This is a genomic window from Glutamicibacter sp. GQ173 (assembly GCF_059759215.1).
The window spans coordinates 1-14,740 of sequence record NZ_JCAXDT010000009.1; the positions used below are offsets into that span (position 1 = coordinate 1).

The following is a 14,740-nucleotide window of genomic DNA, read 5'->3' on the forward strand; positions in this document are numbered from 1 at the left end:
TCACATCGGTGTTCTCCGCAGTGTTCACATCGGTGTTCTCCGCAGTGTTCACATCAGTGTTGTCCGCAGTGTTCACATCGGTGTTCGAAACAACGACCGTGAATGAGACTTCGTCTGTAGACTCTTCGTCGTCGTCGCCATCGGTGGCAACGGCAGTATGAGGGCCTTCGGTCAGGCCCTCAAACGTAGCCGTCCACTTGCCGTCGTCGCCAACAATGACTTCCTGAGCCGCTGCATCGTCGCCGTCGAGAGTCACAGTTATGGTCTTACCTGGCTCTGCCGTACCGGAAACATCGACAGGATCACCCTCGGTAAATTCCTGTCCATCAGTTGGTGTTTCAATGACCACGGGGGCTTCAGCTGGCGCTTCGTCCGCTGCGCGGACTTCCGAACGGGCGAAAGATACCTTGTTCGCAGCTTCGCCCATTGCTGGCAATAGCTCTACTGACAAAGCAGTGACAAAGTCACCCTCCTCAGTGGAGTCAGGATCGCTATTTGGATCGTCAATTACCGTGGTTCCCTGCTCGTTGACGGTAATCTCAACGATTTCGTTAAGCACACCCTCGATAACTGGTTCCAAAGGATCCGTAACGCCATCAACTACTCCGGTAATAACTCCTGGCAATCCGTCGATAACTGGGTTAACTACGGTACCCAATGCGTCGCCAACTACGCTTACAACACCTGCAGTCAATGGGGTGATCAGCGAGCCTAGATTCAAGCCGGCCAGTGTCAAGTCAACATTGGTAGTAGGTTCTTCTGGTACCAGCCCCAGGAAGCTGGCAACGCTGCCTTCCACCGTCGCCGTACCGTCGGCGAGTGGAACGAGCAAGCTAGCTTCCAGACCGAGGTTGACCACAATGTCAATCTGATCAAGTGAAGCAACAAGGCTATCGCGAAGATCAGTGACCAAGTTCGACAGTGCGAGAGTAATCTCGTCTGCGATTTCTTGAACAGCCGTGGCGCTTAGCACTTCATAGTTGGCCGGCTTGCCGTTGAGCCCACCGGTGGTGATCTTGGACAGATCGACGCTGATGTCACCCGTACCGAGGTCAATGCTCACCAAGCCGGTATCCGAGGTAATAACACCCGTGAGGATGTCATCCTTGACTTGCTGCAGTGCAGCGTCGACGCCATTGAGCGCAACCGTGGAATCGGTGACACCAATGCGGGCCAGCGGGCGCAAATCAATATCGATCGCGTCAAGACCCGAAGTGATGGTGCCAAGCACACCATCGGAGGACAGAGCCGTGTTGAGCGTAGTGCCCAGACCATCAACGACAGTTCCCAACGAACTGGTCAGACCGCCAACAGCAGGGCTGCTAACGGTTGCAGTGGCACCAGCAACCAAGTAGTCAGTCGACAGGGTTCCGTCAGTCTTGTCGGCCTTGGACCCGAGGGCGCCGATTTCCAATGATGCTTCATCTACAAGCTGGTCAGTTAGCCCGCTGACTTGCAGCTGATCCAAAAGCCTAGTTAAATCAACATTTGCAGTCATCGCGCCAGAATTTGCCGAATCGACGGCAATCGTTCCGTCCGAGCTAACTGCACCAGCTGCTGATTTTGCGCTTGTGGAGCTAGGTGCCTCAGCATACGAGCTGAGCAATCCGGCTTCGCCCAGTGTCAGAAGTCCTGACCCATCGGCATTTATGAGCGGAAGTGCGCTTAGCCCCGAACCCAGGTTCAGGTTCAAGGCTCCCAATGCCTCAACATTCAGCGGGTTATGCTTTGCATCTGGTGAGCTCGGATTACCCGCGTACGCGAACCCCGCATCCGCAACAGGAATGTCTAGAAGATTTAGATCGAGAACTCGTCCAAGAGCCTCGGAGTCATCGGTCGGTGCCGCATACGCGGCTGTCACGGTCGGCGCCACGAACAGGCTGGCCACTACCGCCCCAGAAAGTACGCGCCGTGCCGTGCGGCGGCCGGTTCCATTCGATGGTGGCAAATTATGTGTTTGCACCAATGTCCTCCAAAAGTTGGTTGTGATCTTGAAACCCTTGTTAAAGTCCCTATTTGACTCTACGGAAGGGGCCCATCTACTCACAGGGTTCTTTCAGCTATTTCTTGGCATACTCAGGTCAAATTTTTTGACCAAACGGCCATTTTTGTTAGCTTTCAGGTCATACCGGCCAGTAATTTATTATCTAATTTTTGTATGAATTCATGTTGATACCGGACTTGACCTATGAATTTACCAAAGGTTCCTATCCGAACCATCCTGATTGTTGTCAAATTGTTACCTATCAAGCAAAACAACTTGGCTAACTGGTTATAAACTGGGCTCACCTGCAGACGACTAGCTAAGCAGGGGTACGGTTGGGGTTTCCGACCAGGTTTGTAGCTCTGTTGAGGACGAGGTTTCTTGAATGTCGCGCATTCGCGTTCATCTGGCCGATAGTGATTATTTCTCGCGCGCGGGCATATCCGCAGTTCTATCCACCACGGAGGACTTCGATCTAGAAAAAGTCACAGACACTCTGGGGGACGCCGTCACTGGTGCGCTCGAACAGAAGCCAGACGTCATCCTGCTCGAGTCGACGTTAGAAGGCCAGGACCTGTACAGCGCCATTCGCGAGATAACTGAAGCAACGCCAAAAACCAAAGTCGCCGTCATGGCTGCGCGCTACAAGCGCAGCGAACTCGCCCAGGCCTACGATGCCGGTAGTGCTGCTCTCATTTCCAAGAGCTCAATTAGCTCAGAATTGCCTTGCGCACTGCGAATGCTTGTTGCGGGCTACCAGCTTTTTGCAGCACCAACCGATGGTTGGGAGCCGCCCTCACGAGTGACTCGCCGCTCAATTCATCAAGAGGCATTCCGTGAACTGGGAGACCGGGATCGCGGATTAGTTCGCCACGTTGCGGCGGGCCTGACCAACGCTCAAATTTCGCGTCTTGCCCATATCTCCGAGGGATCGGTCAAGCTTCATCTTGCCCGTGTCATGGACGAGCTCAGCGTTTCAAATCGCGTTCAGTTGGCAGTCATTGCGGCCGAAGCGGGCCTCGTTACGTCGGCTGATCTCAAAATCGCTTAATACACCGTACGCAGCTGGCTGGCGGGGATCCACATTTCTTCGCCATCGCGATCAATCCGGCGCCAAGCACCCTGACGCGCCACGATAACAACTGCAGTGTCCGCAGGAAGAATGCGTACGAGCGAGTAGTGGTCGCCCGGTCCGCGACGGGCATTAAGACGAATTGTGGTGAGCGCCCGCTGATTGGGTACGGCGATCAAACCGCCCTTGGCAGGTCGCGAAGGGATCTCCTGCAAATACATGCTGGGAACCCAGCCTAAAAGCTTGCCTGCCTGAACCTGCGACCATAGACCTTGCTGAAGCATGGAACGTACCTTGCTTCCCTGGTCAATGACCTTGAGAACCGGGTAACCGGTCCCGCTGCCCTTGCGCAAGTTCAGAGTGGCCGTGGTGACATGAGTGGCCTCAATCAGTGAATAACGCGAGAGCACAGGTTCTGCATACTCGGCGTCTTCGTCGGCAACGACCGGTTCATCAAAAACCTCAGGAATTGGCTCCAGGTAAATCTCCGGCAGCCAACCGTAGGTTGCGTGAACAAAGACATGAGCCCATGAGCCTTTGACTTCGATGAGGGCAAGTTCAGTACCGTGGGCAAGATTGCTCTGAACAACATAGTGCCGACCTGCGCCTTTGCGCAGTTTGAGCGAGGCAGTCGTCCGATGCGTAAGTGCTACTGACGACGTCAAAGCCGATTTTTGTGGTAAGCCCACTTGGTTCACGACCACCTCAAATGAAAACTTAGGGAAGCAACCAACGGTTGCTTCCCTAAGTTTATTCCATTTTTAGAAGATGCGTGCTTCTTAGTCCGCTAGTCGCCGGAAGAACGCGAACCGAGCTCTGCATCCAGACGCAGGAGGCCACTTCCATCGTTGCCAATTAGCTTCACGCGATCCAGAATTTCAGAGACGGTTGCTTCTTCCTCAATCTGCTCGTCGATAAACCAGTGCAGCAATGGCAAAGAGTCGATGTCGCCTTCGGTCTGAGCCAGTCGGTACAGTTCGCGAATTGCTTCGGAGACTTTCTGCTCATGAGCCAGCGAAGCGGCAAATGCGTCGGCGACGTTCTTGACATTCACTTCTGGCGCTGGCTGTTCGCCAATCTTCGGGTGAGCTGAACGGTCGGTCATGTGCGTGATGAACTTTTCTGCGTGGACGATTTCCTCGCCAGCTTGCGCACGGAACCAGCCAGCAATGCCGGGAAGGCTCATGACGTCCATTTCAACTGCCAGCTGACGGTACACCGTCGCTGCGGTTAGTTCGAGAGTTACCTGGGTGCTGAAGGCTTCTGCCAGTTTTCCTGTAAGATCCATGTCTTTAGACTAGGACTCTTTTGCCAACTTGTCACCGAAGTTTGGACACACTTAGTCCAACTTGAATTAGGGAATCACCCCACGTTGACAGCAGGTTAACCTAGCCGATGCTAAAAAAGGTTAGGTAAACCGAAGCCAGCTTAATTACCGGTTCAGCCCAGCACGACGCAGCGCTTCTGCCATCGCAGTATTGCCCGATGCCGCAGATTTAGGTTCTTGATTCCCCTGCCTGCGGTTTTGGCCGCTGCGATTCTGCCCATTGCGAGCGCCAGAAGCGCCGCCGCCTGCATGCCGACGCTCTCGCGGGGCAGCACCTTTGGCCGATTCACCGGCCACCGGCAATTCATCATCCAGACGCAGGGTTAGTGAAATGCGTTTGCGTGACGTATCGACTTCCAGGACCTTTACCTTGACGATCTGCCCGGAACTGACCACTTCGCGTGGATCAGAAATGAAATTGGTGCTCATCGCCGAGACGTGAATGAGTCCGTCCTGATGAACGCCCAAGTCAACGAAGGCGCCAAATGCAGCGACGTTGGATACGGTGCCTTCCAGAATCATTCCCGGCTTGACGTCGCTGATGGTTTCAACACCTTCCTTCAGCGAGGCCGTGACAAACTCGCCACGAGGATCTCGAGCTGGACGACGCAATTCAGAAATCACATCTCGAATGGTGGGCTCCCCGAATTGCTCGGTCACAAAGTCCTGGGGCTTCAGCTCTTCCAGCCTGCGCCCCTGCTCCTCGGCGGTTTGCTGCAGAGTCTTGGCCAATGCATAGGCTTCCGGGTGCACCGAAGATGCATCCAGCATTTCCTTGCCTCCGGTGATACGCAAGAAGCCGGCGCACTGTTCAAATGCCTTCGCGCCCAAACGTGGCACCTTCAGCAGGTCCTTGCGCGTGGCAAACGGACCATTAGCATTTCGGTGATCAACAATATTCCGGCTCAACAGCGGTCCAACTCCGGCGACCCGCGACAGCAACGCTGGCGATGCCGTATTCACGTCAACGCCCACCGCGTTTACACAGTCCTCAACCACAGCATCCAACGCACGATCCAGCTTCGACGCCGTGACATCATGCTGGTACTGGCCGACACCAATGGACTTCGGATCAATCTTGACCAGCTCCGCCAGCGGATCTTGGAGGCGGCGTGCAATCGACACCGCTCCGCGCAGGGAAACATCCATTCCGGGCAGCTCCTGGCTGGCCAGCTCGGATGCGGAGTAGACAGATGCTCCAGCCTCGGAAACGATCACCTTGCTGATCCCGGAGCCGCCGAGCACCTTGATGACTTCAGCTGCCAATCGATCGGTTTCACGCCCAGCTGTTCCGTTGCCTACGGCAATCAGGGTTGTGCCATGCTTCTTAGCCAGCTGGGCCAAGGTGGCCACCGACTCATCCCACTTCTTGGCAGGGGCATGCGGGTAGATCGTGGCTGTCTCAACAGGCTTTCCGGTGAGGTCGACTACCGCAACCTTCACACCCGTACGCAGTCCCGGATCCAATCCCAGAACGGCCTTGTTTCCCGCGGGTGCTGCCAACAAGACGTCGCGAAGATTCGCCGCAAAGATCTTAACCGACTCGTCTTCCGCTGCTTCAAACAGCCGTGAACGCAGGTCTGACTCGAAGCGCGTGAGCAAACGGGCCTTCCAAGCCAAGCGAACGGTTTGGGAAATCCAGGACGCCGTGGCCGCACCCGCTGGTACGTTCAGGCCCAATGAAGCGGTTATGGCGTTTTCGAAACCCTGGCGTGCCTGGGCCAGAGCATCCTCGTCACGCGGATCTGCTTCAGCCAGCTGGAGGTTCAGGACTCCCTCGCGTTCACCGCGCAAGAGCGCCAAGACTCGGTGCGAAGGCAGTCGATCCAGGCTAGCAACATAGTCCAAGTAGTCAGAGTATTTCCCCTGGCCTTCTGCGGTGGCAGTGCTGGAAACGCTGGCATTGATCTTGCCCTTGTTCCAAAGGCGTTCGCGAAGTTCGCTTGCGAGCACCACATCCTGGGAAACTCGTTCGGTCACGATGGAGCGTGCACCGGAAAGAACATCAGCTTCGGTAGCGAATCCTGCCTCTGCATTGAGGTATCCGGCGGCAGCCTGCAGCGGATCAGTGTCCGGGGTGGAAAGCAATAAGTCCGCCAACGGTTCCAAGCCTGCTTCGCGGGCAATCTGCGCCTTGGTGCGACGCTTGGACTTGAATGGCAGGTAAATGTCTTCGAGTTCAGCTTTAGTGGTGGCTGCGGCAATCGTGGCGGAAAGCTGCTCGCTCAGCTTGCCGGACTCATTGATCGCGTCGAGGATTGTGGCGCGGCGATCTTCTAATTCACGCAGGTAGCGCAGGCGTTCTTCGAGCAAACGCAATTGGCTGTCGCTGAGCATGCCGGTTGCTTCTTTGCGATAACGGGCAATGAACGGAACCGTTGATCCCGAATCGAGTAGTTCTACGGCTGCCTTGATCTGCCAGACGGCGACCGTGGATTCAATGGATAGCTCCTGAGCCAGCTGGGCGACGATTCGCTGTTGGATGGCACGGTCATTGCTGGTGTTCTTCTGCTCGCTGCTCACCGATCCATTGTGCCTCACTGGTTACAAAGTTCAGATGATCGACTCGGTTGGCATTCAGCAGAAATTCAACATTAATGGTTAGGATTTAGTTCCATGGGGAAAGTTAAAGTTCGTAAGGCAGCAACACTGTTTGCCATCACATCGGTGGTGGTGCTCAGCGCCGGATGCTCCGTCGTCCAGGACACGGCGTCGAGCGCAGCCAATCAGCTCACGGATGCCGCTAGCAAGGAGATTGTTCGCCAGGCCTGCGCTCCAATACAGGATGGCACCATTGACTCCAGCGAGCTGCGTGTCTTGTCTTCCATCGTGAAATCAGTCGATGGCGGCGGACTGCCCGAAGAGATGGTCCAGGTACTTAACGACCTCGCTGATTCCGGCGACCAGGCTCCTGTCGCTTTGCAGGACCGGCTCAAGGAAGCTTGCGACAACGCTGCAGCTGAAAGCAACTGACTGCGCCCCGGCCACTATTCCGGTGTTCTAGACTTTTCTCATGGTTGAGATTCCCACCAGCGGCAAAGTCAGACTCGATGCCTGGTTGTGGTCCGTGCGAATTTACAAAACACGATCCGCAGCGACGGCTGCGTGCCGCGCAGGTCACGTGCGTTTAAACGGCGACCCCGTCAAGGCTTCGCAGACTGTCGCTGCAGGTGACCGCGTCCGTGTGCGCAAAGATGGATTTGACCGTAACCTTGAAATCACGGGCCTGCTTTCCAAGCGCGTTTCAGCTCCGGTGGCCACCAAGTGCTACTTGGACCATACCCCGCCCCGAGAACGCGTCGTCATACCGCAGGTTCCGGTGCGCGAACGCGGCGCCGGGCGCCCCACCAAGAAGGATCGCCGCGAAATGGATCGCTTGCGCACTTCCTGGCAGGAGCCCGACACCGAGCTGTAGTTCCCCACAGCACCCGCGTCTAGGATAATTCGATGGCTGGAACCTCAGCCTCGAAATCAAAGATTTGCGAGTAGAACGCCAACGAGCTTTCCAGCGCCCGCACAATATTTTCAGACTTTCTGAAGCCATGCTGTTCGCCTTCAAAAAGGATGTACGCATGAGCGATGCCTCTTTCGGCGAGCGCATCAGCGACCACCTGCGACTGAGCTGGCGGAACCACTTTGTCTTCATCTCCCTGCAGGAGCAAAACCGGGCAGGAGATCTTTGAAACGTGGTTGATCGGTGCGCGCTTCTCGTAGAGATCCGCAGCCTCCGGATATGGGCCGACCAGCGAGAACATGTATTGGGATTCGAAGTCGTGCGTGTCTTGAACCAGCCCCACCAAATCGGAGACGCCGTACCGGCTGATGCCAGCGGTAAAAACATCCGAGAAGGTCAATGCGCACAGTACGGTCCATCCTCCGGCGCTTCCGCCTTCGATGCCAATGCGTGCCGGGTCAGCAATCTTTTGTCCGACCAAGGCATGGATTACGGCGACCGTATCAGAAACGTCAACAACGCCCCATGCTCCACGCAATCGGTTGCGGTATTCACGGCCATATCCCGTCGAGCCACCGTAGTTCACGTCCACCACGCCAATGCCACGCGAGGTGTAATAGGCCACCGCTGCACTCAAAGTCGCCGAGGCCTGGCTGGTTGGTCCGCCGTGGACAAAGGTGACGAAGGGTGGCAGTTCACCGTCCATCCCCGCCATGCCGTCTTGGGCTGGACGATAGAGCAATGCGTGCACCGACTGTCCGGCAAGGTTCTTGCATTGGAATTCTTCAACAGATGGCAGCATTCCTGCTTCTGGCAAGTTCTCCATGGACCGGGTCACCGCGTGGTGTTCCAAGGATTCGAGGTTGATCAGGGTGATCTCTTCGCCATGGGTCATCGATGAGGTTCCGGCCAACAGCCAGTCATCGTTGACGGCAAATGGCCGGACACGGGTGAAAGGCAATTCAAGATCGTCTAATCCCCCGGTGTCCGAATGCACACGGGCCAGGGACGTGGTTCCAGTTCCGTAGGAGCACAACAGGGTGTGTTGATTCTCGACCAGGTACCAGCTGGTCCCGACCTGCCATAAGGGTCCGGCGAATTCTGCCGGGCGGTCAACAAGGCGAGTGGTGCGCGAAGAACCGTTTTGGTACACATAAGGGTTCCACCAGCCGCTGGCATCGGAGATGAATGCCAGCCGGTCATCGTCCAGCCATTCGGGCTGCATGACAGATTCTTCTGCTCCGCCGGCAATCACTTCGCTCTCCAGCATTCCGGTTTCGGTGAATCCAGCCAGGTGCAGAGAGGTGGAATCCCAAGGCATGTTCGGATGCTCCCAGCTGATCCAGGACAGCTTCTGGCCGTTGGGGCTGAGCCGCGGGGCAGCCACAAATCGCGCAGGTTCGCTCAGGATCCTAATGCTGGAGAACTCTTGAGCTGCCCTGCCGTCTAGCGGGATTTGCACGATATGGCGCACGGGCTCGCCGCGAAGGTCTTCCATGATGGCAAGGATGCTGCCCTCGGGGCCGCGGGTGAATTCTGCAAAGCGCAGTTGCGGGTCGCCCTCGACCGTGCTGGCCGGGGTCAACGGCACCGGTTGATGCTCGCCAATGCCCACCGTGTACACACGTTGGTCGGCAAAGTTGGAGAAGATGATCTTGCCGGCTCCCGATTCGTCCAGCATCCAGCTGGAGCCGCCATATTCGTGAACCCGTGAGCGGACGTTATACGGTGCATTGACCAGTTCCTTGCCGTGTTGGCCATCGGTGCCGTATTCCACCAGCGTGATCCGGCCGCCTTCCGCGGGGCGCCCTTCCTGGACAATGACGTGGTCTTTGAAGAAGCAGGCGCCGCCTAATGGTTTAGTCCCCGCTGCGACGTCTTGAGCCGTGATTGATGAGGGCCAGGATCCATAAGGTAAGTGCATAGGCATATTCTTGATCCTAGCGATCTTTGGGTTGCAGAACGACCCTCCGAAAGTATGATTCCGACGAGCTGGGATAAAACGATGAGCAAATATGCCGTGTTCCTCCGGGGCGTGAATGTTGGCGGCGTCAAGGTGCTGATGAAAGACCTCGCGCTCCTGCTTCAGGACGGTGGGTTCAGCGACGTCAAGACGCTGCTGGCTAGCGGTAACGTGGTGCTCGCCTCCGACATTCCGGATCCGTTGATGATCCAAGGCCGGTGCAATGATCTCTTGCGCGCGTACTATCAGCGAGAAATCCCGACCCTTGTTTTCACCAAAAAGGAAATCGAGGACTTGGCTGGGCCATTCGGGCTGCCGTTGCCCGAACCCGTGGAGCAGCATCATGGTTATCTCACCTTGTGCCATACCGTGCACGATGCCCAGGAGCTGTGGCAGGCCATCCAGGCCCTGGATGATCCGCGCGACTTCTTGGTCACGGGTCGTGCAGTGCAGTGGATCGCATCCAAGGGAACCAGTACTACCGATCCCGTGGCGAAGCTGGTCCAGGCCCAGGCCAAGCTACGGGTTCTGACCACCCGGAACCACAACACCCTGGTCAGGATCGCTAAGATTCTTTGCTGATCGGCACTTCGGGTAATAATTGGTCATTGACCACACGTCGCCGACCCCGCTTGAGGCACTGGAATGTACATCCTGATTGAACTCGTCGGTATTTTCTTCTTTGCCGTGGCAGGATCCTTGATGGCCGCCCGCAGGGGATTCGATATTTTGGGATCTGCCTTCCTCGGCGGAGTGTGCGGCTTGGGCGGAGGGCTGGTCCGCGACGTGATTCTCAATCAGTCGCCGGCAACCTTTGAACACCCGATCTATTTTGTACCTCCGGTCTTGGCCGCGCTGTGCGTCTATGCGTTCACGCCCGCCGTTCAGAAGCTGCACCGCCTGGTTCAGCTTTTTGACGCTGCCGGGCTGGGCCTGTTTTGCGTGACTGGGACGTTGAAGGCCCTGGAGCATCAGTTCAATCCGGTGACGGCAGTGTTGCTGGGCGTGATCACCAGCGTTGGCGGTGGACTGCTGCGAGACGTCATTTCCAATGTGACTCCAGACCTCTTCAACCCGCGCGATATCTACGCGCTGGCTGCCATGGTGGGATCTGGGCTCACCGCCATTGCGTGGCATCTGGGATTCATGAGCGTTCCGGTGGGTGCGGCGATCGCGGCGTTGGCGTTCCTGATTCGTGTGGCGTCTCTGCGTTTTGGCTGGTCGGTTCCACTAGCTGCCGGCCACTGGCACCGTGCCCATCAGAATCCTCCGGCACCGGATGGTCCCCAACGACACTTCTAGGCGGGCAGCTGCGGATGCTTCTGGCTTCTCAGTCAATGCGCTCGAGCTTGCCCAGATCTTCGGTGCTCGGGGAATCGTCTTCGATAGTGTGTGGCGGGTTGATGATCACCGCGCCGATGAGCATCACAACAACACAGCCAGCGAGCATTGAGAATGCTGCGCCCCATGAATCCGTGGCCTTTTGCACCAGCCCAAAGAGCATCGGCACAATGGCCGCGCCGGCGTAGCCCAGGCCCTGGGCAAAGCCCGAGAGCACGCCCGAACCGTAGGTGGTGCGTGAACGCAGGTTCATCATCAGCAAGGCGATGGCAAACGTTCCCTGGCCCAGTCCGGCGGCGCAAACCCACAGTGCAGTGTTGTGGGTTGGCGACAGGAAGATACCCAGGTGTCCGATGATCCAGCAGACAGTGAAAATCAGCACCGCGACAATCGGGTTTTTCAGCCGGGGAATCCACAGTGGAACCAGTAGGCTTACTGGCAGGCCGAGGATGGCAAACAGGGCCAGCATATTTCCTGCGGTCAATTCGTCGAGGCCACGATTTTGCAGGTACGGCGGCAACCACGTGAAGTACACGTAGGTTTGAGCTGAGTTGCCGGCAAGGTAGATGGCAAGGCCCCAGGCGACTTTGGATTTCCATGGATTGATCTTGGCAATGGGGTGTGAAGCCCCGCTCGCATTGACCGGGTGTTCCGGACGTGTGACGCCACGATCGGCAAAGAGCTGCACCATCCACGGGATCAGCACGAGGCTGGAGAGCAGCGCCCAGGAACCGATGGAGATTTTCCAGTTGCTCAGGTTGGCCATCGGGACTGAGAATTGCGGCGCCATCCAGGTTCCGATGGCCAGCATCGTGACATAGCCGCTGGTGACCAGTCCGATTCGCTCTGGGAAATATTTCTTCACCAGCGGCGGCAGAACCACGTTGCCCATGCCGTAGCCGGCAAGGGTGACAATCGACAGCGCCAGGAATGAGTACACCTCAGGCATGAAGACACGTGCCAGCTGGCCCACCACAGCCAGCGCCAGCGAAATGATCAGCGTCTTTTCCAAGCCGAAGGATTTGATCAGCCTCGGGGTGAGCAAGCCGAAAATCGCAAAGGCGATCGGTGCCAGCATGGCCAGCAATCCCGTGGTGAATTCGGTGAAGGGAATGTCGGCTTCAATGCGGGCCAGCAGCGGTGACACCGAGACAACAGCGGCGCGCAGCGATAGGGCCAGCAGCAGGATGCCAAGTAAAGCCCCAATCCGTCCGCGGATGGAGGTAGCAACGCTGTCTTTCGCCATTGAAGTCTCTCTGCTCAGTGTTCGTTGAGATTTCCCAACTTTTTTAGTGTTGAGACCAACTGTAGTAACCGATCGAGCTCACCATCAAAATTACGCTGATACCACGTGCCCGGAAGCGAGAGTTCAGCATAGAGCCCTTCACCGGTGAGCATGACCAAATGAGCCAGGTCCTTGCTGCCGACGTCATCGAGAATGCCCCGGTACCAGCGCTCGTTGGTGCTTTCAATTTTCTCTGTGGCATTCACGACTCCTGCCTGAGCCAATCGGTGCAGGGCGACCAGATGACGGTCTAGTTCCGTGTCCACTTCCGCGCTCGTACGGATGAAGTAGGCGGCCCCTCCTTCCTCCGCGCTGCTCATGGCTTCCACGTCTCGCGCTATATGCACTTCAGTCTCTTCGATAACGGCTTCAGCCAGTGCATCTTTGGAAGCGAAGTGGTAGAGCAGGCCTCCTTTGGAAACTCCGGCACGAGCCGCGGTGGCATCCAGCGTCGCCGCGCGCTCCCCTTCTTCGCATAGCAGCGCAATATAGGCGTCCAGCACTTTGCCGCGGGCAGCTGGTGGGCGGGCCATGGTTCTCCGTTCTTTTAAGTGGTGAGCGATTTAACCTTATCGCCAATTGTAACTATACCGTCCGGACGGTATAGTTAACGGGAGTGGTCATCTCCACCGTCCAATCACGAAACCCCAAAGGGTGAAAGCCATGAGCTCAAACATCTCCGAACGCGCCACGGTTCTCAGCAAGCCGCGCCGCTGGGCGGCGTTAGCTGTTCTCATCTTCCCGGTCCTGCTCATTTCCGTGGACAACACCGTCCTGTCATTCGCAGTACCCGCCATTACCGCCGCGCTCTCCCCCAGCGGCAACCAGCTGCTGTGGATCATCGATATTTATCCTCTGGTCCTGGCTGGCCTTTTGGTTCCAATGGGTTCATTTGGCGACCGCATCGGCCGGCGCCGGCTGCTATTGATTGGCGCCACAGGATTCGCCCTGGTCTCGGCCGTCGCGGCCTTTGCCACCAATGCCGAACAGCTGGTCGCAGCCCGCGCACTGCTCGGCATCTTTGGTGCAATGCTCATGCCGGCAACCCTGTCGCTGATCCGCACCATCTTCCCGGACGCCACCGAACGCCGTGCTGCCGTCGCGGTTTGGGCGGCGGCATTCTCCGGTGGCGCGGTCCTAGGCCCGATTGTCGGCGGCCTGCTGCTGGAGCACTTCTGGTGGGGATCCGTCTTCCTGATGGCCGTGCCAATGCTATTGCCATTGCTGATCGGAGGCCTGATGCTGGTACCTGAATCCAAGGACCCGAATCCGGGACGCGTTGATCCGCTGTCAATTGTGTTGATCATTTTCGCCCTGTTGCCCTTCACCTACGCTATTAAGTCCTTCACCACCGCGCCATGGTTTGTCCTGGTGGCTGCGGTGGGCGTGTCTGTAATTTGCGGTGTGGCCTTTGTGCGCCGCCAGCTGAAGCAAGAATCTCCGATGCTCGACGTGCGCCTGTTCAAGAATGCTCCTTTTTCCGGGGCCTTGATGGTTAACCTCATCGGAGTATTCTCGCTGGTCGGTTTCATTTACTTCGTCTCCCAGCACCTGCAGCTGATCGCCGGTCTGAGCCCGATTGAAGCCGGGCTGTGGATGACTCCGGGGCTGGTGCTCACCATGCTCTTCGGGCTGGTCGCCGTCGCCCTCTCCCGCCGCTTCGGATCGCCGAACATCATGGCTGTGGGCCTGGTTTTCTCGGCCATTGCCTATTTGCTGGTCATGGTGGCTGGCGAAGGCTCCAACGCCGTCCTGCTCATGGTGGCGTTCGCGCTGCTGGGAACCGGCATCGGCATGACAGAGACGCTGTCCAACGACATGACCTTGGCTGCTGTTCCTGAGTCCAAGGCTGGGGCCGCATCAGCAATTTCGGAGACGGCGTATGAGATCGGTTCGGTCTTGGGCGTGGCAGTGCTGGGCACGATCTTGAATTCCGTGTATTCCTCGAAGCTGCTCGTACCCGGTTCGCTGACGCCGGAGCAAACCGAACTGGCCGGCGAAACACTCGGCGGGGCGCATCAGGTGGCTTCGTCCCTGAATGGCAGCGACGCGCAAGCGCTCATTGAGTCTGCCGCGCAGGCCTTCGACCACGGTGTATTACTCACCTCGAGTATCGCCAGCCTGTTGTCATTGGTGGCTGCAGTTCTCGTATTGCGCGTCATCAAACCGGCAATTCGGTGAACTCAACGAACCACTTAACCAAATTTTTGATTAATTGGTTCAAAGTTATTCAATTGTTGACGGCAAACACGTAGGCTAGGCAGAGTAGTTCCAAAGTAATTCGCGAAGTACCCGTTAGAAGTATGTGAATGTC

At 57.0% G+C, this 14,740-nt stretch carries 13 protein-coding genes; 6 read left to right on the top strand and 7 right to left on the bottom strand.

Going from position 1 to position 14,740, the window contains the following annotated elements; genetic code table 11:
* Positions 1-1,963, bottom strand: a 1,963-nt coding sequence (locus AC6CHO_RS14230) for a choice-of-anchor G family protein (RefSeq protein WP_498215896.1), incomplete at its 3' end; no start/stop codon positions are given.
* 406 nt (positions 1,964-2,369) lie between these two features.
* Between AC6CHO_RS14230 and AC6CHO_RS14235 the strand changes: the two genes are divergently transcribed.
* On the top strand, positions 2,370-3,035 hold the full coding sequence (locus AC6CHO_RS14235; RefSeq protein ID WP_444662256.1) for a LuxR C-terminal-related transcriptional regulator: 666 nt from the start codon (positions 2,370-2,372) through the stop codon (positions 3,033-3,035).
* On the opposite strand, the gene AC6CHO_RS14240 is transcribed toward AC6CHO_RS14235, so the two are convergent.
* The 3 genes from AC6CHO_RS14240 to AC6CHO_RS14250 form a co-directional block, all read right to left on the bottom strand.
* Entirely contained in the window at positions 3,032-3,754 is a 723-nt protein-coding gene (locus tag AC6CHO_RS14240) for an SH3 domain-containing protein (RefSeq protein ID WP_498215898.1), read from the bottom strand. The genes AC6CHO_RS14235 and AC6CHO_RS14240 overlap by 4 nt on opposite strands.
* Before the next feature lie 89 nt (positions 3,755-3,843).
* Positions 3,844-4,344, bottom strand: a complete 501-nt coding sequence (locus AC6CHO_RS14245) for a ferritin (RefSeq protein WP_060702490.1) — start codon at positions 4,342-4,344, stop codon at positions 3,844-3,846.
* A gap of 144 nt (positions 4,345-4,488) precedes the next feature.
* The gene (locus tag AC6CHO_RS14250; protein ID WP_498215900.1) at positions 4,489-6,906 is read right to left on the bottom strand and encodes a Tex family protein; all 2,418 of its coding nucleotides are present in this window, start codon (positions 6,904-6,906) and stop codon (positions 4,489-4,491) included.
* A gap of 93 nt (positions 6,907-6,999) precedes the next feature.
* On the opposite strand from AC6CHO_RS14250, the gene AC6CHO_RS14255 reads away from it, so the two are divergent.
* Entirely contained in the window at positions 7,000-7,356 is a 357-nt protein-coding gene (locus tag AC6CHO_RS14255) for a hypothetical protein (RefSeq protein WP_498215902.1), read from the top strand.
* A gap of 40 nt (positions 7,357-7,396) precedes the next feature.
* The gene (locus tag AC6CHO_RS14260; protein ID WP_498215904.1) at positions 7,397-7,798 is read left to right on the top strand and encodes an RNA-binding S4 domain-containing protein; all 402 of its coding nucleotides are present in this window, start codon (positions 7,397-7,399) and stop codon (positions 7,796-7,798) included.
* Positions 7,799-7,817: 19 nt separating this feature from the next.
* Here AC6CHO_RS14260 and AC6CHO_RS14265 read toward each other — a convergent pair whose 3' ends face one another.
* Positions 7,818-9,767, bottom strand: a complete 1,950-nt coding sequence (locus AC6CHO_RS14265) for a S9 family peptidase (protein ID WP_498215906.1) — start codon at positions 9,765-9,767, stop codon at positions 7,818-7,820.
* A 75-nt stretch (positions 9,768-9,842) separates the two neighbouring features.
* On the opposite strand from AC6CHO_RS14265, the gene AC6CHO_RS14270 reads away from it, so the two are divergent.
* Entirely contained in the window at positions 9,843-10,382 is a 540-nt protein-coding gene (locus AC6CHO_RS14270) for a DUF1697 domain-containing protein (protein ID WP_498215907.1), read from the top strand.
* Between the two features lie 63 nt (positions 10,383-10,445).
* Entirely contained in the window at positions 10,446-11,102 is a 657-nt protein-coding gene (locus tag AC6CHO_RS14275) for a trimeric intracellular cation channel family protein (protein WP_060702496.1), read from the top strand.
* A 28-nt stretch (positions 11,103-11,130) separates the two neighbouring features.
* Here AC6CHO_RS14275 and AC6CHO_RS14280 read toward each other — a convergent pair whose 3' ends face one another.
* Both AC6CHO_RS14280 and AC6CHO_RS14285 read right to left on the bottom strand, forming a co-directional pair.
* Positions 11,131-12,387 (bottom strand): MFS transporter, encoded by a 1,257-nt coding sequence (locus tag AC6CHO_RS14280; protein WP_498215910.1) that lies wholly within the window; start codon positions 12,385-12,387, stop codon positions 11,131-11,133.
* A gap of 14 nt (positions 12,388-12,401) precedes the next feature.
* Complete coding sequence (locus tag AC6CHO_RS14285; protein WP_498215912.1) at positions 12,402-12,959, bottom strand: TetR/AcrR family transcriptional regulator; 558 nt, start codon at positions 12,957-12,959, stop codon at positions 12,402-12,404.
* A gap of 130 nt (positions 12,960-13,089) precedes the next feature.
* On the opposite strand from AC6CHO_RS14285, the gene AC6CHO_RS14290 reads away from it, so the two are divergent.
* On the top strand, positions 13,090-14,607 hold the full coding sequence (locus AC6CHO_RS14290) for an MFS transporter (RefSeq protein ID WP_498215914.1): 1,518 nt from the start codon (positions 13,090-13,092) through the stop codon (positions 14,605-14,607).
* Positions 14,608-14,740 lie beyond the last annotated feature (133 nt).